The organism is Brevundimonas kwangchunensis (assembly GCF_039523815.1).
In the GTDB taxonomy this organism is placed as follows: Bacteria; Pseudomonadota; Alphaproteobacteria; order Caulobacterales; family Caulobacteraceae; genus Brevundimonas; species Brevundimonas kwangchunensis.
Genome location: NZ_BAAAGA010000006.1, coordinates 155,842 through 172,738 on the forward strand (window position 1 = coordinate 155,842; position 16,897 = coordinate 172,738).

Annotated in this window: 21 protein-coding genes; 14 read left to right on the top strand and 7 right to left on the bottom strand. The window is 68.6% G+C overall.

The genetic code is table 11. The features are described from left to right. The first annotated feature begins 17 nt into the window (after window positions 1–17). The 6 genes from ABDZ95_RS13245 to ABDZ95_RS13270 all read left to right on the top strand — a co-directional run bounded on the left by ABDZ95_RS13245 (window position 18) and on the right by ABDZ95_RS13270 (window position 4,971). Window positions 18–1,838, top strand: a complete 1,821-nt coding sequence (locus ABDZ95_RS13245; protein ID WP_343794432.1) for a M14 family metallopeptidase — start codon at window positions 18–20, stop codon at window positions 1,836–1,838. Window positions 1,839–1,849: 11 nt separating this feature from the next. Continuing rightward, window positions 1,850–2,269: an MAPEG family protein gene (locus tag ABDZ95_RS13250; RefSeq protein ID WP_343794433.1), complete on the top strand. Its 420-nt coding sequence runs from the start codon at window positions 1,850–1,852 to the stop codon at window positions 2,267–2,269. A gap of 43 nt (window positions 2,270–2,312) precedes the next feature. Next, window positions 2,313–3,665 carry a TldD/PmbA family protein gene (locus tag ABDZ95_RS13255; protein WP_343794434.1) on the top strand — a complete coding sequence of 451 codons (1,353 nt, stop codon included), beginning with the start codon at window positions 2,313–2,315 and terminating at the stop codon, window positions 3,663–3,665. Next, on the top strand, window positions 3,662–4,459 hold the full coding sequence (locus ABDZ95_RS13260; protein WP_343794435.1) for a 3'(2'),5'-bisphosphate nucleotidase CysQ: 798 nt from the start codon (window positions 3,662–3,664) through the stop codon (window positions 4,457–4,459). The genes ABDZ95_RS13255 and ABDZ95_RS13260 overlap by 4 nt, the downstream gene beginning before the upstream one ends. A 21-nt stretch (window positions 4,460–4,480) precedes the next feature. Next, on the top strand, window positions 4,481–4,717 hold the full coding sequence (locus tag ABDZ95_RS13265) for a DUF4170 domain-containing protein (RefSeq protein ID WP_343794436.1): 237 nt from the start codon (window positions 4,481–4,483) through the stop codon (window positions 4,715–4,717). 71 nt (window positions 4,718–4,788) lie between these two features. Then, entirely contained in the window at window positions 4,789–4,971 is a 183-nt protein-coding gene (locus tag ABDZ95_RS13270; RefSeq protein ID WP_343794437.1) for a hypothetical protein, read from the top strand. Here the strand turns inward: ABDZ95_RS13270 and ABDZ95_RS13275 are convergent, their stop codons facing one another. Next, window positions 4,972–5,637 carry a fused DSP-PTPase phosphatase/NAD kinase-like protein gene (locus ABDZ95_RS13275; protein ID WP_343794464.1) on the bottom strand — a complete coding sequence of 222 codons (666 nt, stop codon included), beginning with the start codon at window positions 5,635–5,637 and terminating at the stop codon, window positions 4,972–4,974. A 31-nt stretch (window positions 5,638–5,668) separates the two neighbouring features. Next, window positions 5,669–5,983 carry a hypothetical protein gene (locus tag ABDZ95_RS13280; protein WP_343794438.1) on the bottom strand — a complete coding sequence of 105 codons (315 nt, stop codon included), beginning with the start codon at window positions 5,981–5,983 and terminating at the stop codon, window positions 5,669–5,671. A 232-nt stretch (window positions 5,984–6,215) separates the two neighbouring features. On the opposite strand from ABDZ95_RS13280, the gene ABDZ95_RS13285 reads away from it, so the two are divergent. From ABDZ95_RS13285 to ABDZ95_RS13295, 3 genes are all read left to right on the top strand, one after another. Then, window positions 6,216–6,485: a type II toxin-antitoxin system ParD family antitoxin gene (locus ABDZ95_RS13285; RefSeq protein ID WP_343794465.1), complete on the top strand. Its 270-nt coding sequence runs from the start codon at window positions 6,216–6,218 to the stop codon at window positions 6,483–6,485. Window positions 6,486–6,522: 37 nt separating this feature from the next. Further along, complete coding sequence (locus ABDZ95_RS13290) at window positions 6,523–6,738, top strand: type II toxin-antitoxin system RelE/ParE family toxin (RefSeq protein WP_343794439.1); 216 nt, start codon at window positions 6,523–6,525, stop codon at window positions 6,736–6,738. A 235-nt stretch (window positions 6,739–6,973) separates the two neighbouring features. Further along, the gene (locus tag ABDZ95_RS13295) at window positions 6,974–7,357 is read left to right on the top strand and encodes a hypothetical protein (protein WP_343794440.1); all 384 of its coding nucleotides are present in this window, start codon (window positions 6,974–6,976) and stop codon (window positions 7,355–7,357) included. 6 nt (window positions 7,358–7,363) lie between these two features. Here the strand turns inward: ABDZ95_RS13295 and ABDZ95_RS13300 are convergent, their stop codons facing one another. Further along, window positions 7,364–7,702, bottom strand: coding sequence for a GIY-YIG nuclease family protein (locus tag ABDZ95_RS13300; RefSeq protein WP_343794441.1), 339 nt, complete (start codon window positions 7,700–7,702; stop codon window positions 7,364–7,366). Window positions 7,703–7,815: 113 nt separating this feature from the next. Here ABDZ95_RS13300 and ABDZ95_RS13305 point away from each other — a divergent pair, with 113 nt between their 5' ends. The 4 genes from ABDZ95_RS13305 to lpxK are packed head-to-tail and all read left to right on the top strand — an operon-like array spanning window position 7,816 to window position 12,690. Further along, the gene (locus ABDZ95_RS13305) at window positions 7,816–9,654 is read left to right on the top strand and encodes an ABC transporter ATP-binding protein (RefSeq protein WP_343794442.1); all 1,839 of its coding nucleotides are present in this window, start codon (window positions 7,816–7,818) and stop codon (window positions 9,652–9,654) included. Then, the gene (locus ABDZ95_RS13310; protein WP_343794443.1) at window positions 9,651–10,340 is read left to right on the top strand and encodes a lysophospholipid acyltransferase family protein; all 690 of its coding nucleotides are present in this window, start codon (window positions 9,651–9,653) and stop codon (window positions 10,338–10,340) included. Before ABDZ95_RS13305 ends, ABDZ95_RS13310 begins: the two co-directional genes overlap by 4 nt. A 35-nt stretch (window positions 10,341–10,375) precedes the next feature. After that, window positions 10,376–11,632 (top strand): 3-deoxy-D-manno-octulosonic acid transferase, encoded by a 1,257-nt coding sequence (locus tag ABDZ95_RS13315; protein ID WP_425542997.1) that lies wholly within the window; start codon window positions 10,376–10,378, stop codon window positions 11,630–11,632. Continuing rightward, a complete protein-coding gene (gene lpxK / locus ABDZ95_RS13320) occupies window positions 11,629–12,690 on the top strand; it encodes a tetraacyldisaccharide 4'-kinase (RefSeq protein WP_343794445.1) in 1,062 nt (353 codons plus the stop codon). The genes ABDZ95_RS13315 and lpxK overlap by 4 nt, the downstream gene beginning before the upstream one ends. Before the next feature lie 51 nt (window positions 12,691–12,741). Here lpxK and ABDZ95_RS13325 read toward each other — a convergent pair whose 3' ends face one another. Then, the gene (locus ABDZ95_RS13325; RefSeq protein ID WP_343794466.1) at window positions 12,742–14,040 is read right to left on the bottom strand and encodes a metal-dependent hydrolase family protein; all 1,299 of its coding nucleotides are present in this window, start codon (window positions 14,038–14,040) and stop codon (window positions 12,742–12,744) included. A 144-nt stretch (window positions 14,041–14,184) separates the two neighbouring features. On the opposite strand from ABDZ95_RS13325, the gene ABDZ95_RS13330 reads away from it, so the two are divergent. Next, complete coding sequence (locus tag ABDZ95_RS13330) at window positions 14,185–14,904, top strand: murein L,D-transpeptidase catalytic domain-containing protein (RefSeq protein ID WP_343794446.1); 720 nt, start codon at window positions 14,185–14,187, stop codon at window positions 14,902–14,904. Window positions 14,905–14,927: 23 nt separating this feature from the next. Here the strand turns inward: ABDZ95_RS13330 and purD are convergent, their stop codons facing one another. Genes purD through ABDZ95_RS13345 form a run of 3 tightly spaced genes read right to left on the bottom strand, consistent with a single transcriptional unit; the run spans window position 14,928 to window position 16,882 of the window. Beyond that, window positions 14,928–16,208, bottom strand: coding sequence for a phosphoribosylamine--glycine ligase (purD, locus tag ABDZ95_RS13335; protein WP_343794447.1), 1,281 nt, complete (start codon window positions 16,206–16,208; stop codon window positions 14,928–14,930). Window positions 16,209–16,254: 46 nt separating this feature from the next. Further along, the gene (locus ABDZ95_RS13340) at window positions 16,255–16,704 is read right to left on the bottom strand and encodes a hypothetical protein (RefSeq protein WP_343794448.1); all 450 of its coding nucleotides are present in this window, start codon (window positions 16,702–16,704) and stop codon (window positions 16,255–16,257) included. A gap of 19 nt (window positions 16,705–16,723) precedes the next feature. Continuing rightward, a complete protein-coding gene (locus ABDZ95_RS13345) occupies window positions 16,724–16,882 on the bottom strand; it encodes a hypothetical protein (protein ID WP_343794449.1) in 159 nt (52 codons plus the stop codon). Window positions 16,883–16,897: the final 15 nt, after the last annotated feature.

The following is a 16,897-nucleotide window of genomic DNA, read 5'->3' on the forward strand; positions in this document are numbered from 1 at the left end:
GGTCGAGGAAGACGCCCATGCGCACGTCCCTGATGATCGCCGCCGCCCTCCTGATCGCGAGTCCCGCCATGTCTCAGTCCGTTTCGAATGTCGCCCCGTGGGACCAGCCCTTCCTGCCGCCGGCGCCGGAGTGGAACGGGGCCAGCCGCAACCTGCTGCGCGACGCCTCGGACCCTTGGGTCACCGCCTTCGAGGCCGACGCCGAGCATGACTTCAGCCCGACCTATGCCGACACCCGCGCCTGGTTCGATCGTCTGGACGCCGCCTCGGACCTGATCCGCATCGAGCAGTTCGGCGTCTCGCCCGAGAACCGGCCGATCTACGCCGTCATCGCCTCGAAGGACGGCGCCGCCTTTGATCCGGCCAAGCCGGTGCTGATGATCCAGGCCGGCATCCATCCCGGCGAGATCGACGGCAAGGACGCGGGCATGATGCTGCTGCGCGACATCGCCTTCTACGGCAAGGACGACCTGCTGGACCGGGTCAACCTGATCCTGATCCCGATCCTGTCGGTCGACGGCCATGAGCGCTCGGGCGTGTACAGCCGGCCCAACCAGCGCGGACCACGCATCCAGGGCTGGCGCAACACGGCGACCAACCAGAACCTGAACCGCGACTATCTGAAGATGGACCAGCCCGAGATGCGGGCGGTGCGCGGTCTGATCCTGAAGTACCGGCCGGACCTCTATGTTGACGTCCACGTCACCGACGGCATGGATTACCAGTACGACGTCACCTACGGCTACAACGGCGAGAACGGCGTCTGGTCGCGCTCTCCGGCGACCGCCCGCTGGCTGGACGACGCCTTCAAGCCCGCCATGAACGCCGCGCTGGAGGCCCAGGGCCATATTCCCGGCGAGCTGGTCTTCGGCGTCGATGACGAGAACCCGCGCGCCGGCCTGTCGGACGGCGGGCTGGGCGAGCGGTTCTCGAACGGCTGGGGCTCGGCGGCCCACGTCCCGACCATCCTGATCGAGAACCACAGCCTGAAACCGCACGAGCAGCGCGTGCTGGGCACATACGTCTTTATCGAACAGGCCCTGCGCCATCTGGCGACCGACGGCGCCGCCCTGCGTGCCGCCGTCGCCGAGGACAGCGCCCTGCGCCCCGCGCAAATCCCGACCAACTTCGTCGCGGTCGATACGCCAACCTACACCCGCGCCTTCAAGGGCATCACCTACGAGACGTATGACAGCCCCGCCTCGGGCCGTCGCGAGATTCGCTGGCTGGGCCAGCCGGATCCGGAACTCTGGCAGGTGCCCTTCTTTGGCTCGCGCCCGACCCTGACGCTGCAGCGCCCCGAAGCCTACTGGGTCCCGGCCCACCGCGCCGACGTCATCGAACGCCTGCGCGCCCACGGCATCCAGATGGAGACTCTGGAGGCCCCGCGCACCGTCAGCGTGGAGATGCTGCGCCTCGACGATCCGAAGCTGGCCACCCGCGCCAATGAAGGCCACGTGGGCGTCAACGTCACCTCGGTCACGCCCGAGCGCCGCGACTGGACCTTCCAGCCCGGCTCGGTCCGCGTGCCCACCGATCAGGTGCTGGGCGACGTCGTCGTCCTTATGCTGGAGCCGCAGTCGTCCGAGAGCCTGTTCGCCTGGGGCCTGTTCCCCGAGGTGCTGAGCCGCGTCGAATACATCGAGGGCTATGCCATCGCCCCGCTGGCCGAGCGCATGATGGCTGCCGATCCGGCACTGAAGGCAGAGTTCGAGGCCAAGCTGGCCGCCGAGCCCGACTTCGCCGCCAACGGCGATGCGCGTCTGCAGTGGTTCTACGAGCGAACCCCGTTCTATGATGACCACTACCGCCTCTATCCGGTGGCGCGCGAGAACTGAGGGGACCCGTCATGACCGCAGCCGAACATCTGGCCTTCCGCACCGAAGCCTTCATGGCCGTGGCGCTCTGGACAGGCCTGTCCCTGCTGCTGGTCCTGTTCCTGTCGGCGCGCATCAGCGCGGGGCGGCGCAAGCTGAAAGTGTCGGTGGGCGATGGCGGTCACGACGCCCTGACCGTCACCACCCGCACCTTCGGCAATGCGATCGAATACATCCCGCTGGCGCTGGTCGCTCTGGCGGTCACGGCGGTCTTCTACAGCGCGCCGATCATCCATGCGCTGGGCGGATCCTTCTTCCTCGGCCGGGTGCTGCACGCCTGGGGCATGGCGCAGGCGAAACAGCCAGCGATCGGCCGGATGCTGGGCATGCTGCTGACCTACATTCCCTTCATCGCCATGGCCGGCCTGCTGATCTTCGCCGCCGTCTCCTGACGACGACGGTTGCGCCGCAGCGGACCCCCGGCCATATCGGGGCATGACCTCCCCGCGTGACGCCGCCTCCCCCGACATCCTGCCCGAACTGGTCGCCGCCGCGCTGAAGGCCGGCGCCGACGCCGCCGAGGCCGTGACCTCCGAGCGGGCCTCCCTGTCCATCGGCGTCCGCAATGGCGCGCTGGAGGATGTCGAGCGCGAGGAAAGCCGCGATCTGGGCCTGCGGGTCTTCATCGGCCGGCGTCAGGCCACCGTCTCCGCCTCGGACCTGTCGGACAAGACCCGCGCCCGCCTCGTTGAGCGCGCCGTCGCCATGGCGAAGCTGGCCCCCGAGGATCCGTATGCCGGTCTCGCGCCGCAGGATCGTCTGGCGAAAGGTCCCTTCCCCGACCTCGACCTCTACGACCCGACCGAGCGCTCGGCCGATGAGCTTCAGGCCGCCGCCGCCGAGGCCGAGGCTGTCGCCCTGGCCGTCGAAGGCGTCTCCCTGTCCGAGGGCGGGCATGCCGCCGCGTCGTCCAGCCGCTGGCGTCTTGTCACCTCGCACGGCTTCGACGGCGCCTATCACGGCTCGGCCTTCTCGCTGGGCGTGGGCGTCATCGCCGAGAAGGACGGGGTCAAGGAACGCGGGGGCGAGCATCGCGCCGTGCGCCACCTGTCCGACTTGCCCTCGGCCGCATCCATCGGCGACTATGCCGGCCGCCGGGCCATCGCCCGCGTCGGCGCCCGCAAGATCGCCTCGACCACCGCCCCGGTCATCTTCGAGAACCGCGTCGCGACCCAGATCCTGTCGCCCCTGCTGGGCGCCATCTCCGGCCCGTCGATCGCTCGCGGCACCAGCTTCCTGAAGGACAGGCTGGGTCAGCAGGTGCTGCCGAAGGGCGCCAACCTGATCGACGACCCGTTCCGCCCGCGCGGCCTTGGCTCCACCCCGTTCGACGACGAGGGCGTGGAAGTCGAGCGCAAGGCCATCGTCGAGGACGGCGTCCTGACCACCTGGCTGCTGAACAGCTCGGCCGCCGCCCAGCTGGGCCTCGCCTCGACCGGCCACGCCTCGCGCGGCCTCGCCGGCCCGCCCGGCGTTTCGACCCACAATCTGCACCTCGACCCGGGCGACCGGGATCTGAACGGCCTGATGGGTCAGGCCGACTCCGGCCTGCTGATCACCTCGATGTTCGGCCCCTCGCTGAACGGCAACACCGGCGACTGGTCCGCCGGGGTGTCCGGCTTCTGGTTCGAGAACGGCAAGGTCGCCTACCCCGTCAGCGAGATCACCGTCGCCGGCAAGCTGACCGACCTGTGGGCGCGCATGGTTCCGGGCTCGGATCTGGAGTTCCGGGGCGGCTTCAACAGCCCGTCCCTGCTGTTCGACGCCGTCGCCATCGCGGGCAAATGACGGATTACGCCTCCGATCTGGAGCTGATCCGCGCCGCCGTGCTGACCGCCGGCGAACTGGCGCTGGCCGAGCGCGAGGCCGGGCTGAAGATCTGGTCCAAGTCCGGCGGATCGCCCGTCACCTCGGCCGACATGGCCGTGGACAAGGCCCTGCGCGACACCCTGCTGACCGCCCGCCCCGACTACGGCTGGCTGTCGGAGGAAACGACCGATGGCGAGGACCGCCTGTCCCGCCGCCGCATCTTCGTGGTCGACCCCATCGATGGCACGGTCGCCTACATGAAGGGCAAGCCGTGGTGGTGCATCCCGATCGCCGTGGTCGAGGACGGCCGCCCGGTCGCCGCGGTCATCCACGCCCCGGCGCTGGGCGAGACCTTCGAGGCGACGCTGGGCCGCGGCGCCCTGCTGAACGGCCGGCCGATCACCGCATCCGACACCACCGATCTGGACGACGCCTCGGTCCTCGCCGACGCCCGGCTGATGGAAGGTCCCCAATGGGACGAGCCATGGCCCGAGATGCGGTTCGAGAAGCGCAACGCCATCGCCTATCGCATGGCTCTGGTCGCCGCCGGCGCCTTCGACGCCGCCATCGCCCTGACGCCCAAATGGGACTGGGACGTTTGCGCCGGAGCCCTGATCGCCACCGAGGCCGGAGCGAAGGTCAGCGACCACCACGGCCACGAGTGGCGGTTCAATCAGTCTGATCCGCGACAGAACAGCCTCATCTGCAGCGCTCCGGGCCTTCACCCGTTGATCGTCAGGCGCACAGGGCCTATTCCGCTCGCGCCCCGCTGACTTTCTCCCCGAAGGCCTCCCATGACCGCCGAAACCGATCCCCAGCTGCTTCACCTCGTCATCGGCGGTGAACTGCGCCACCTCGACGCTCCGGTCTTCCGCGACCTGTCGAAGATCGAGTTCGTCGGCGCCTACGGCAGCTATGACGAAGCCAAGAAGGCCTGGAAGGCCCGCGCCCAGGCCACCGTCGACAACGCCCACATGCGGTTCTTCATCCTGCACGCCCACCGCATGATCGACCCGCGCGGCGACGCCTGAGGCTCTTCCGGAACCACCGGCCACGCTGAGACGCTTTCCTTCGGACAGTCCCGCTGGCCGGAGGTTTCGCCGTGAACACCATCCTGATCGTTCTGGTTCTTCTGGCCATCGCCGTGGGCATCGTCTTCTGGGCGACGCGGAAGAAGCCGTCCGCGCCGACCAATGCGCCGGGCGAGTCCGACACCGCCTGGAACGATCCGATCACGCCTGCCGGTGACGAGCAGCGCCCGAACGACCCGTTCCCGCGCCCCTGATCACTCCCGCCGAAGCAGTTTCTCGGTCAGCAGAGTACCCCACCACTGGGTCTTGAACTCGGCGCGGATCGCCCTGGGATCATAGGCGTCGCTGTCGATCCATTCGAGGAAGCCGACGCCGGTCGGCTCGACCTCGTTCAGATACTTCTCCAGCGTATAGTCCAGCACCCCGGTAAGGCCTTCGCGGTGGTGCAGGTATTTCTTGTCGAGCTGTTTGATCGCTTCGCTGATCGGCTCGCCCAGATGGAAGTGGCGATAGAAGACCGCCATCATCCCTGCCCGGTCCGCGCCGGACTTGCAGTGGATCAGCACCGGATATTCGATCGTCTCGAACAAGCGCTTCGCCCGGTGCACCCGATCCTTCTGCGGCGGGTCCCGGCTGTCCAGCGGCGCGTCGATCAGGGTCAGGCCGAGCCGCTCGCAGGCGTCCTTCTCCAGCGCATAGTAGGCCTCGTCCCGCGCACCGCGCAGGTTGATGACCGTCTTGATGCCTTGTGACTTCCAGTACGCCAGCTGCCGCGGCGACGGCTGGTTCGTCCGCACCAGATCCGGCCCCAGCCAATGGGCGTTCATGAACCACCGCCGCAGGAAGGCGTGATCCTTCCAGACATAGTCCCAGCGCGCCTTGAACCGGCCGAGGGGGGTGGAGAGGTCGTAGGACGTCATGCGCGGGAGATAGAGGTTCACGCGCCCGACGTCACGGGGCGGCGCCTGCTCCCGGATCGACAGGCCCGAGGTTCTCCACCCGACCATCGGACAGAAGGCGGAAAGTGACGCCGGCTTCGGCGTCGGCTCCGGATCCGATCGCCGCCAGATAGATCACGCCTGTCTCGAGAGGGCGTGGCCCGAACGCGTTATCGGGATTGCCGCTTCCAGTCCCTTTCAGCGGCTGGCCGTACACCAACGGCAGCCGGTCATCGCAGCCGTAGCCGCCATGATCGACCCAAGCCGTGGTCCGCTCGCGCCACCGATCGTCAGGCTCGTCCGGCGCCTGCGCGGAGTCCATCTTCATGACCGTCACAGAACTCACGCAGCGATCAGGAACGCGCTCGTCGACGAAGGTCAGACGCCCGTCGATCATTCTCGGGGTGATCTCGAACACCTGGGAGCAGCTGCCGAGCAGGGCGAACAGGCCGGAAGCTGCGATCAATAAGGGCGTGCGCATAGCTCAGCCTGATCACCACATCGCCGCCGGTGCAATGGCAAACTTTGCCAAACATATCGGATGCCGGTACGGTGTTGTCATGGCCACCATGAATGTCTCTCTCCCCGACGCCATGAAGGAATGGGTCGAGGGTCGTGCCGAAACCGGCCGGTACAGCAACTCCAGCGACTATGTCCGTGACCTCATCCGGAAGGATCAGGAACGCCTCGAACGCATCCAGACCATGCAGCAGTTCGTCGACGAAGCCTTGACGGGTCCCATGGGTGATCGCTCGATGGCGGATATCAGGGCCGAGGCCCGCCGCCGCTTGGAACAGGATGCCCAAACCGAGGCTGAGCCGGGCTGCTGAGGAAGACCTGATCCGCATCTATGCGGACAGCGCTCGCATGTTCGGACTCTCTCGGACCGAGCGCTATTTCGACGGCTTCGAGCAGGCCCTGTCGTTCATTGGCGACAACCCGCTGGCGGCGCGCGAGCGGTTCGAGATCAATCCGCCGGTGCGTGTTCATCTCTATCTGTCCCACATCATCATCTACATCTTCGGCGGGCGGCAGATTGATGTGTTGCGCGTTCGCCATGGCAGTGAAGACTGGCAGGATTGATCGATCGGAGCCAAGCTCGTCAGCGGCCGTTGAGAGACAACCCCCAGGAACATCCGACATGCGCCACACGCCCCTGCTCACCGCCATAGCCTTGGCCCTCGCAGCTTGCGGTCAGCCATCAGAGCCAGCCGCCCCTGCTCCGTCCCCCGACGTCCCAACCGAAGCCGCAGCGGCGCCGGCCCCATCCCTGGATCCTGCCCTGACCGCCTTCCTCCAGGATCGCACCCGGGAGGCCATGGCGCCGCTCGGCTATGTCGCGCGAAGCACCGGCGAAGGCGTCGAGGCGCTTACGCTCGTCTATCTGGTCGGCCCTGAGTATTGCGGCTCGGGCGGCTGCAACCTGCTGATCCTGCGTCGGACAACGGACGGCTACGACGTGCTGGGAGAGACGACCGTCACCCAGGCGCCGATCCGCGCGCTCTCGACCCGCACGAACGGCCTGCCGGACATCGGCGTCCATGTGCGTGGCGGGGGCGTGACCGACGGGTATGAGGCCAAACTGGCGTTCGACGGGACCCGCTACCCCTCGAACCCGACCGTCGCGCCGGCCGAGCGTGTCGACGGCGCCGAGGGCATTACGCTGATCACCGACGACGATCCGAGAACCTCACTGAAGTAGCGAGTTTCAGATCCCCTCCGCCCCAAGCCGGTCCCGCCAGCGCGTCGACCGTTCCTTCAGCTCCGTATCCCGCGCCATCGGCGACAGGTCGTCGCAAAGGCGGTCCAGTTGCTCGAACCGGAATGCGCCCTCTCCGTGCTCGGTCCATGCCGATTGGAGCGCGCGATAGGCGAAGGTCCCGCTCTTCAGCGTGAACCAAAGGCTGTTCTGCTGGCGGTCGATGTTCAGGCTGCGCCCGACCCAGGCCTCGCCTGTCGCGCCGCAGATGACGGCGTAGACGCCAGCGACGGGAGTCTGCTCTTCCTTGTAGGCGGCGACCAGCGCCTTGCGATCGATCCGGGACATCAAACCTCAGCTCCAAATTAACCGGACGTTATTATCGCATATTTTTATCCGGGTAAATATTCGAGGCGAAGCGGCCGCTTGACTTCGACCCGCCGTCGTCCGACCTCGGACCGATGACGACGCCCGCCCCCGCCGAGGACGAGAAGGAAGCCCTGCGCCCCCTGATGGGCCGCATCTGGCGCGACTACCTCTCGCATCACCGGACGCCGCTGATCCTGTCGATCTTCTGCGCGGCCATCGTGGGCGTCATGGCCGCCACGGTGCTGCAGTTGTTGCAACCGGCCATCGACGGCCTGTTCCTGGGCAAGCCGGTCACCATCTGGCGCATCATCACCATTCCGCCGGAGCAGGCCCTGCTCAGCATCCCGCTGATCATTGTCGGCGCGGGTCTGATCTGGACCGCCGCCGCGCTCGGTCAGGCTGCGCTGGTCAACCGGCTGGGCCACGGCATCGTCGGCGACATCCAGGTGAAGCTGTTCGGCTCCATGATCCGCGCCGACCTCGCCCGATTGCGCAGCCAGCACTCGGGCGGCTTCGTCGCCTCGGTGCTGTTCGACGCGAACCTTGTGCGCGAGGCTTTCACCAACGGCGTCGTCAACTACACCCAGCATGGCCTGACCCTGGTCGCGGTCCTCAGCTACATGGCCTGGACCGACTGGAAGCTGACGGCGATCGTCTTCCTCGGCGCGCCGGTCATTGCGTACGTCCTGCGCCGCTTCGGCAAGCGGATGCGCAAGGCCACCACCGGCGCGATGGTCGAGACCGGCAACCTCTCGACCGCCCTGATGGAGAACCTGGACGGCGTCCGCCTGATCAAGATCGAGAACCGCGAGGCGGCCGAGGAGGCTCGCGTGGGAGAGGTCGTCGCCCGCCGCCAGCGTCACGTCATCAAGTCCGCCGACAGCCGTGCCTTCGCCGGCCCCTTCTCCAACCTCGTCGCCATGATCGTGGTCGCCGCCGTCATGGCCTATGCCGGATGGCAGGCGCGGCAGGGCGAGATGAGCGTAGGCGCCTTCGCCGCCTACATCGGCCTGCTGATGTCGGCCGGCCAGTCGCTGCGTCAGGTCACCAATCTGCAGACTGTCATGGCCGAGGGCCTGACGGCCGCTCGCCGCCTGTTCGCCTCCCTCGACATCCAGCCCGAGATCCGCGAGGCGGTGGATGCCGCGGCCCTGCCCGCCGGCCCGGTCACCGTAGCGCTGGAGCATGTCAGCTTCGCCTACGCCCCGGCGGCCCAAGGTGGAGCACCGACCCTGTCCGACGTCTCCCTGACCGTCGCGCCCGGCGAGACCGTCGCGCTGGTCGGCCCATCGGGCGGCGGCAAGTCGACCATCCTCAGCCTGTTGCCGCGCTTCTACGACGTGACCGCCGGCCGAGTGACGCTGAACGGGACGGACATCCGCGAACTGAAGCTGCAGGACCTGCGCGCACATATCGCTTTGGTGACGCAGGAGCCCTTCCTGTTCGACGACACCATCGCCGCCAACATCGCCTACGGCCGCCCCGGCGCCTCGCAGGTCGATATCGAGGCGGCCGCCGCCAGCGCCGCCGCTCACGACTTCATCACCGACCTGCCCGAGGGGTACCAGACCCGCGCCGGCGAGGCCGGCCTGCGCCTGTCCGGCGGCCAACGGCAGCGCATCGCCATCGCCCGCGCCTTCCTGAAGGACGCGCCGATCCTGCTGCTGGACGAGGCCACCAGCGCGCTCGATACCGAGAGCGAGGCCTTGGTGCAGGCCGCGCTGGACCGGCTGATGGAGGGCCGCGCCACCCTGATGATCGCCCACCGTCTATCTACGGTGCGCAACGCCGACCGCATCTACGTCATCCAGTCCGGCAAGGTGGTCGAGCAGGGCTCGCACGCCTCTCTCGTCCGCAAGGGCGGCCTCTACGCCCGGCTGGCGAAGCAGCAATCGCTGGACGGCGATCCTGTCGTGACGGCGGGCGCATGAGGCCGCTGCGCAATCCTGTTATCCAAGGCCTTCTGTCCTGGACGCTGGCGCAGTGGATGCAGTTCTGCTTCGCCACCATCCGCTGGACCCGTGAGAACCAGCCAGCCGCCGAGGCTGTCTGGGCGAAAGGCGGCGGCGTCGTCTGCGCCTTCTGGCATTCGCGGATCGCATTGGCCCCGGCCTGTTGGCCACTGGATCGCGCTACCCCGGCCAAGGCCCTGATCTCGCTGTCCGCCGATGGCGAGTTCATCGCCCGCGCCGTCGCCCGACAGGGCTTCCCCGCCGTGCGTGGTTCCTCCGCCAACAAGGACAAGGCCGAGAAGGCCAAGGGCGGGACCCAGGCCCTGCGCGACGGGCTGAAACAGCTCAAGGTCGGCGCCCTTGCCATCACCCCCGACGGCCCTCGTGGCCCGGCGCGACAGATGGCCGAGGGCCTGCCCGTGCTGGCGAAACTGTCGGGCGCGCCGACCCTGTTCATCGGCCTGTCCTGCAAACCGGCGATCCGACTGAACAGCTGGGACAAGGCCGTCCTGCCCCTGCCCTTCGGCAAGGGCGCCATCGTCTGGGATATCGCCGACTATCCGGAAGGCGCCGAACTGGCCGAGGTCGTCGCCGACTGGACCGCGCGCCTGAACGCGGTCGAGGCGCGCGCCGACGTCATCACGGGACTGGAGCCCACCGCTTGAGCCCCGCCCTGATCGCCTACCGACTGCTGACCCGCATGCTGGAGCCGCTGGCCCCGCGCCTGCTCGACGCCCGCGCGCGCAAGGGCAAGGAAGACCCGGTCCGCGTCGACGAACGCCTCGGCGTCACCCGCATCCCTCGTCCCGATGGCGACCTGATCTGGCTGCACGGCGTCAGCGTCGGCGAGAGCCTGTCACTGCTGCCCGTCGTGGAACGGCTGCGGAAGGCCCGGCCAGACCTGACCGTGCTGGTCACCTCAGGCACCGTGACCTCGGCGACCCTGTTGTGTCGCCGCCTGCCGTCGGGCGTCATCCACCAGTACGCCCCGGTCGATGCACCCGGCGCTGTCGCCGCCTTCCTCGATCACTGGCGGCCGACCGCCGCCGTCTTCGTCGAGAGCGAGCTGTGGCCAAACCTGATCCTTGCAGCGAAGGCGCGCGGTGTGAAGCTGGTGCTGGCCAGCGCCCGGATTACCCAGAAGACCGCCGACGGCTGGCGACGCTTCCCCGGCGCGGCGCGGCGCATCCTCGCCGCCTTCGACCGCGTCCTGCCGCAGGATCACCTGTCCGGCGTTCGCCTCGAAAGCCTCGGCGCCCGCATCGACGGCCATGTGAACCTGAAGCTGGCCGGCGACGCTCCGCCGCACGACCCGGCCGCCTTCACCCGCCTCAGCGCCGCCATCGGCGACCGTGCCGTGGTCGTGGCCGCCAGCACCCACGACGGCGAGGAGATCGCCATCGTCCGCGCGATGGACAAGCTATCTGACCGGCTCTGCCTGATCCTCGTCCCCCGCCATCCGGACCGCAGCCCGGCCATCGCCGCGGCCCTGACGCGCGACGGCTATCGCTTCGCCCTGCGCTCGGAAGGGCGCGAGCTGGATCGCGACACCGACCTCTATGTCGCCGACACCCTCGGCGAGATGGGGCTGTTCCTGCGCGTGGCCGATGTCGTCGTCATGGGCGGCAGTTTCTCCGCCGCGCTGGAGAAGCCTCCGGTCGGCGGCCACAATCCGCTGGAGCCCGCCCGCCTCGGCAAGCCCGCGGTCACCGGCCCCGACATGACCAACTGGGCGGCGGTCACCGAACATCTGGTTCAGGCTGGCGGCCTCGCTATCGTCGAGGCGCCGTGGGACCTGCCCGCCGTCGTCGCTCCCCTGCTGGACGATCCCAAGGCTGCAAAGGCCATGGGCGAACGCGCCCGCCGCGCAGCAGCCGAGGCCGGCTCGGGTCTCGACCGCCTGCTGGAGGTCCTGCACCCGCTGCTGCCGCCCGCGCCGCCGCGAGGCCGTCGATGAGCCTGACCACGCCGCAGTGGTGGTACCAGCGCGACCGCAAGTCGGCCGCCATGGCCCGCATGCTACTCAAGCCCGCCTCGTGGATCTGGGCCGGCGTCACCGCCAATCGCATCGCCCGCGCCGTGCCCGTCGATCCCGGCGTTTCGGTCGTCTCCATCGGCAATCTGACCGTCGGCGGCTCAGGCAAGACGCCCATCGCCCGCGAGGTCCTGCGCCTGCTTCGCGCCTCCGGCGTCGACGCCCACGCCCTGTCGCGGGGGTATGGCGGCAGCCTTCAGGGACCGGTCCGGGTTGATCTGAACACTCACACCGCCGCCGAGGTCGGGGACGAGCCCCTGATGCTGGCGCTGGACAGCCCCGCCTGGATCGCCCGCGACCGCGTCGCCGGGGCCAGAGCCGCCGCCGCTGATGGCGCGCAGGCGCTGGTGCTGGACGACGGCCACCAGAACCCGGCGCTGAAGAAGACGCTTGGCCTGATCGTCGTCGATGGTGAGACCCGCGACGGCGAATGGCCCTTCGGCGACGGCTCGGTCTTTCCGTCCGGCCCCATGCGCGAGCCGCTGAAGTCCGGCCTCGCCCGCGCCGACGCCGTCGTCATCCTGATGCCATCCGACCTCGCAGCACCCGATCCGGAGCTGGTCGAGACCTTCGGCGCCCTGCCCGTCTTTATCGCCCGGCTCGAGCCCGCCGGCCCACCGCCGGCCGGCCCCATCGTCGGCTTCGCGGGCATCGCCAAGCCCTGGAAGGTCGAGCGCTCGCTGAAGGCGGCCGGCGCCGAACTGGCCGACTTCGCCCCCTTCCCCGACCACGCGCCCTACCGCGAGGCCGACCTGCGCTTTCTCGCCGACCGCGCGGAGCTGTTCGGCGCGAAACTGGTCACCACCGAAAAGGACTGGTCGCGCCTGCCGCCGGAATGGCGTGCGAAGGTGGTCAGCTGGCCCGTGAAGGCCACGTTCGAGGACGAGGCGGGGTTTGCGGAGATGCTGGCGCGTCCCTCCCCCCTCGGGGGAGGGGAACCGCGAAGCGGTGGAGGGGCAGCGGCAACGCGCTCGCTCTGACGCCCCTCCACCATCCTTCGGATGGTCCCACTCCCCCAAGGGGGAGGAACTTCACTCGCTCCTGAAAACCTCTCCGCCCCGCATCACGAACCGCACCCGCTCCAGTTCGGTCACGTCGTTCAGCGGGTCGCCGCCGACGGCGATCAGATCCGCCGGCATCCCGACCGCGATCTTTCCGGCCTCGCCCGAAATTTTCAGGTGCGCCGCCGCATTGACCGTAGCGGTCTGGATCGCCTCCAGAGGGGTCAGGCCGGCGCGGACCAGCAGGGCGAACTCTCCGGCATTGTCCCCGTGGGCCGAAACGCCGCTGTCGGTGCCGAAGGCGATGCGCACGCCGCCCTCATGCGCCCGCCGCGCCATGTCCAGCATCTTCGGCCCGGCCTCCAGCGCCTTGGTCGTCTGGGCCGGAGTGAAGAAATTGTTCGGGCCGGAGGCGATGCGGGCGACGAAGTCCCCGGCCATCAGGGTCGGCACCAGATAGACGCCGTCGCGGCGCATCAGCCGGATCGACTCGGCGTCCAGATAGGTGCCGTGCTCGATCGAGTCCCCGCCCGCGCGCAGGAAGCTGTTGATCCCGTCAGCGCCGTGGGCGTGGGCGGTCACCTGACGCCCCATGCGGTGCGCCGCATCGACGATGGCCGCGAGCTCGGCGTCCGAGAACTGCTGGCCCAGACCAGCGGCGGTGTTGGACAGCACGCCGCCCGTGGCCGTGATCTTGATGATATCGGCGCCGGCCCGCACCTGCAGCCGCACGGCCCGCATGCAGTCCTCCGGACCCGAGCAGATGCTCTCGCCGGTGAACAGGTGCATGATGTCGTCGCGATAGCCGTTCACGTCGCCATGTCCGCCGTGGATCGACACGGCCTCGCCCGAGGCGATGATCCGCGGCCCCGGCACGTCGCCGCGGCGCACCGCGTCGCGCAGGGCGAAGATCGACTCGTTCGTGGCTCCCAGATCCGCCACCGTGGTAAAGCCCGCCATCAGGGTGCGCCGGGCGAACCGTGCACCGGTGAAGGCCTGATCCGCATTGGACTCTGTTACGCCTTCCAGACGCGAGTTCGGGTTCTGCTCGCCGGTCAGATGGACGTGGCTGTCGATCAGTCCGGGCAGGACGAAGGCGGTGCGCAGATCGACGATTTCACCCTCGCCGACGAAGCCGTCGCGGATTTCCGCAACCTGGTTCCCGCGGATCACAAGAGTTTTATCGCGCTGCACAACGCCGTTCGACGGGTCGGCAAGAAGTCGCCCCACTTGCACGAACGTCGTTCCCGTATCGGGAGAATCCGACGTTACCGCGGGCGTTTGCGCCGCAACGCTTGTGGCCACACATGCGGCAACCGCCGCCAGCATCGCTGTGATCGACTTCACGAAACCCTCCTCGAAACCCGGGCATCACCATAGCGGTTGTCGGACATCCGCCAAGGCGCAGGTTGCCATGCCCTCCGGCTTTTGAAACAACCCGTCACTTCCTGTGAAACATGCGAGGGGCGTCGCATGCGGCTTGCCAGACGCGGATTCATCCTGGGCGGCGCCGCCCTGCTCTCGGGCTGCGCTTCGACCGCAGCCACGCGGCCGACGGCGACCTTCGCCCCGATCGGCCAGCAGGCGGCGACTCAGCCCCCGCACATCACCGTCGCGCAGCCGATCGAGCCCGAGGCGATCACCGCCCACCTGAACTCCACCCGCGTGCTCGATCCGCGCGGTCAGGTGCGTCCCGAACTGATGGAGCGCGCCCTTGCCGCGCTCGACATCCACAGCCACAAGATCACCAAGCGCGACCGCATGTATCTGGTCGACTTCACCAAATTCTCCGGCGACGAGCGCCTGTACGAGGTCGACCTCGAAGGCGGCGAGATCGTCCTGATCCGCACCAGCCACGGCCGCGGCTCGGATCCGGATCACTCCGGCTACGCCCGCAGCTTCTCGAACGTGCCGGACAGCTACAAGTCCTCGGTCGGCGCCTATGCCACCGCCGGCGCGGGCTGGGGTTCGCAACAGGGCCCGAACGTCCTGCTGGACGGGCTGGAATACACCAACAACCTGGCCCGCGAGCGCGCCATCATCGTCCACGGCGCGGACTACGCCGACCCGGACTTCCTCGCCCGCGAAGGCAAGCTGGGTCGCTCCTACGGCTGCTTCTCGGTCGCCCACACCGACCTGCCCCGCCTGCGCGAGCGCATGGGCGAAGGCCGCCTGCTGTTCGCCTGGGCCTAGGTTAAAGCTTCGGCGGCTTTGGCCTACGCCTGTTCCCGCTCCAGCGCCCGCCAGCCGATGTCGGTGCGGCAGAAGCCGCCCGGCCAGTCGATCTTGCGGATGGCGGCATAGGCGCGGTCGCGGGCCTCGGCGATATCCTTGCCGCGCGCGCAGATGTTCAGCACCCGGCCGCCGGCGGCGACCAGCTGACCATCGTTGCGGCGCTTGGTGCCGGCGTGGAAGACCTGCACATCCGGCCCGAAGTCCTGCTCGGCGCCGCGGATGATCGAGCCCTCCACCGGACTGTCGGGATAGCCCTGCGCGGCCATGACCACGCAGATCACCGTCTCGTTGCGGAACTCGGGCATGGTCGCACGGCTCAGGTCGCCACGCGCGCAGGCCAGCAGCATCGGCACGATGTCGCCGCCCAGACGCATCATCAGCACCTGGCATTCCGGATCGCCGAAGCGGGCGTTGAACTCGACGACCTTGGGGCCTTCGCTGGTGGCCATCAGCCCGGCGTACAGGACGCCGCGGTAGGGCGCGCCCTCGGCGGCCATGCCCTCGACCACCGGCTTGACCACAAGACGCTCGGCGGCCTCGACCAGCTCGGGCGTGAAGACCGGAGCCGGCGAATAACTGCCCATACCCCCGGTGTTGGGGCCGAGATCGCCATCATAGGCGCGCTTGTGGTCTTGAGCCCCGCCCAGCAGAACGGCCGTCTTGCCATCGCACAGGGCGAACAGCGAGCCTTCCTCGCCGTCCATGAACTCTTCGATGACGACGCGAGCGCCGGCCTGACCGAAACGGCCGCCCAGCATCCACTCGATCTCGGTCTCGGCCTGACGCGCGTTCTCGACGATGACCACGCCCTTGCCCGCAGCCAGACCGTCGGCCTTGATCACATACGGCGGCCTGAACACCGACAGCGCCTGACGCGCGTCGTGCAGCCGCTCATAGACGCCGAAGCCGGCGGTCGGGATTTCGTGCCTCTCCATGAAGGCCTTGGAGAAGGCCTTGGAGGTTTCCAGTTGCGCCGCTTTCGCGGTCGGGCCGAAGCAGGGAATGCCTGCGGCGGCCAGCCGGTCGGCGAGGCCCTTTTCCAGCGCGCTTTCCGGGCCGACGACGACCAGGTCCGCCTTCATCTCACGCGCGAGAGCGGCCAGTTGGTCGACGTCCGTCGCCTTGATCGGCGCCAGCTCGCCCAGCTTCTCCATGCCCGGATTGCCCGGCGCGATGACCAGCCGCTTCAGCAGCGGCGATTGCGCGATCTTCCACGCCAGGGCGTGCTCGCGCCCACCCGATCCGACCAGCAGGATGTTCATGCTCGCGCAATGCAGGCCTGAACCGGGCGGGTCAAGACACCGAGGGTTAACGGGCGGCGGATTCCCGCGTCCACTGCGGCATTGCCGCCAGTTCGGACGCGGTCAGGGTGGTGCTCAGATCCTTGATGTCGCCATTGCCGCGCGCAACGGAGCTGACATCCGCGATCGGCAGCGCCACCTTGCGGTCGCCGGGACCTTCCAGCTCGATCACGACGTGGGTCAGTTGCCCGCTGGCGTCGAGCACCAGCGTGTCCACATCCCCGAGATCGGTCATCTGGGCCGACATCAGATCTGCGTCTTCCAGTTGCTGCCGGGTCATGCCGAAGGCCAGGGCCGCCGAGGTCTGCGCCGTCTCCGCGCGCTGCTCGCTCACCGGCTCCGCGGCCGCGCCGGCCACCGGCGGCTGGACCACGTCGTCATCGGTGTTGTCCGAGCAGGCGGCGACGGCCAGCAGACCAGAGGCGGCAAGCGAGATCATCAGGGTGTTGCGAAGCATGAGGTGTCCTTCTTCGTGTCTAGAAAAGCGCCGAAACGACGTAGATCACGGCGCCCAGCAGCAGGATGCAGCCGATCAGCAGCCACGGGCTCACCGCCGGCGCATTGCTGCGACGCTCCAGTCCCCGCTCGCGCGGGTCCCTGTCGGCGGGATCGGTGTCGGGAGGATCGGCGGCCATGCGGAACCAACGACC

What these genes read in the sequence shown, in the direction of transcription:
- ABDZ95_RS13315 (WP_425542997.1), top strand. Translation starts at nt 10,376, where the DNA reads ATGCTGGAGCCGCTGGCCCCGCGCCTGCTCGACGCCCGCGCGCGCAAG.
- ABDZ95_RS13285 (WP_343794465.1), top strand. Translation starts at nt 6,216, where the DNA reads ATGGCCACCATGAATGTCTCTCTCCCCGACGCCATGAAGGAATGGGTC.
- ABDZ95_RS13260 (WP_343794435.1), top strand. Translation starts at nt 3,662, where the DNA reads ATGACGGATTACGCCTCCGATCTGGAGCTGATCCGCGCCGCCGTGCTG.
- ABDZ95_RS13300 (WP_343794441.1), bottom strand. Translation starts at nt 7,702, where the DNA reads ATGTCCCGGATCGATCGCAAGGCGCTGGTCGCCGCCTACAAGGAAGAG.
- ABDZ95_RS13290 (WP_343794439.1), top strand. Translation starts at nt 6,523, where the DNA reads ATGTTCGGACTCTCTCGGACCGAGCGCTATTTCGACGGCTTCGAGCAG.
- ABDZ95_RS13325 (WP_343794466.1), bottom strand. Translation starts at nt 14,040, where the DNA reads ATGCTGGCGGCGGTTGCCGCATGTGTGGCCACAAGCGTTGCGGCGCAA.
- lpxK (WP_343794445.1), top strand. Translation starts at nt 11,629, where the DNA reads ATGAGCCTGACCACGCCGCAGTGGTGGTACCAGCGCGACCGCAAGTCG.
- ABDZ95_RS13340 (WP_343794448.1), bottom strand. Translation starts at nt 16,704, where the DNA reads ATGCTTCGCAACACCCTGATGATCTCGCTTGCCGCCTCTGGTCTGCTG.
- ABDZ95_RS13265 (WP_343794436.1), top strand. Translation starts at nt 4,481, where the DNA reads ATGACCGCCGAAACCGATCCCCAGCTGCTTCACCTCGTCATCGGCGGT.
- ABDZ95_RS13245 (WP_343794432.1), top strand. Translation starts at nt 18, where the DNA reads ATGCGCACGTCCCTGATGATCGCCGCCGCCCTCCTGATCGCGAGTCCC.
- ABDZ95_RS13280 (WP_343794438.1), bottom strand. Translation starts at nt 5,983, where the DNA reads ATGAAGATGGACTCCGCGCAGGCGCCGGACGAGCCTGACGATCGGTGG.
- ABDZ95_RS13255 (WP_343794434.1), top strand. Translation starts at nt 2,313, where the DNA reads ATGACCTCCCCGCGTGACGCCGCCTCCCCCGACATCCTGCCCGAACTG.
- ABDZ95_RS13305 (WP_343794442.1), top strand. Translation starts at nt 7,816, where the DNA reads ATGACGACGCCCGCCCCCGCCGAGGACGAGAAGGAAGCCCTGCGCCCC.
- purD (WP_343794447.1), bottom strand. Translation starts at nt 16,208, where the DNA reads ATGAACATCCTGCTGGTCGGATCGGGTGGGCGCGAGCACGCCCTGGCG.
- ABDZ95_RS13310 (WP_343794443.1), top strand. Translation starts at nt 9,651, where the DNA reads ATGAGGCCGCTGCGCAATCCTGTTATCCAAGGCCTTCTGTCCTGGACG.
- ABDZ95_RS13250 (WP_343794433.1), top strand. Translation starts at nt 1,850, where the DNA reads ATGACCGCAGCCGAACATCTGGCCTTCCGCACCGAAGCCTTCATGGCC.
- ABDZ95_RS13330 (WP_343794446.1), top strand. Translation starts at nt 14,185, where the DNA reads ATGCGGCTTGCCAGACGCGGATTCATCCTGGGCGGCGCCGCCCTGCTC.
- ABDZ95_RS13345 (WP_343794449.1), bottom strand. Translation starts at nt 16,882, where the DNA reads ATGGCCGCCGATCCTCCCGACACCGATCCCGCCGACAGGGACCCGCGC.
- ABDZ95_RS13275 (WP_343794464.1), bottom strand. Translation starts at nt 5,637, where the DNA reads ATGACGTCCTACGACCTCTCCACCCCCCTCGGCCGGTTCAAGGCGCGC.
- ABDZ95_RS13295 (WP_343794440.1), top strand. Translation starts at nt 6,974, where the DNA reads ATGGCGCCGCTCGGCTATGTCGCGCGAAGCACCGGCGAAGGCGTCGAG.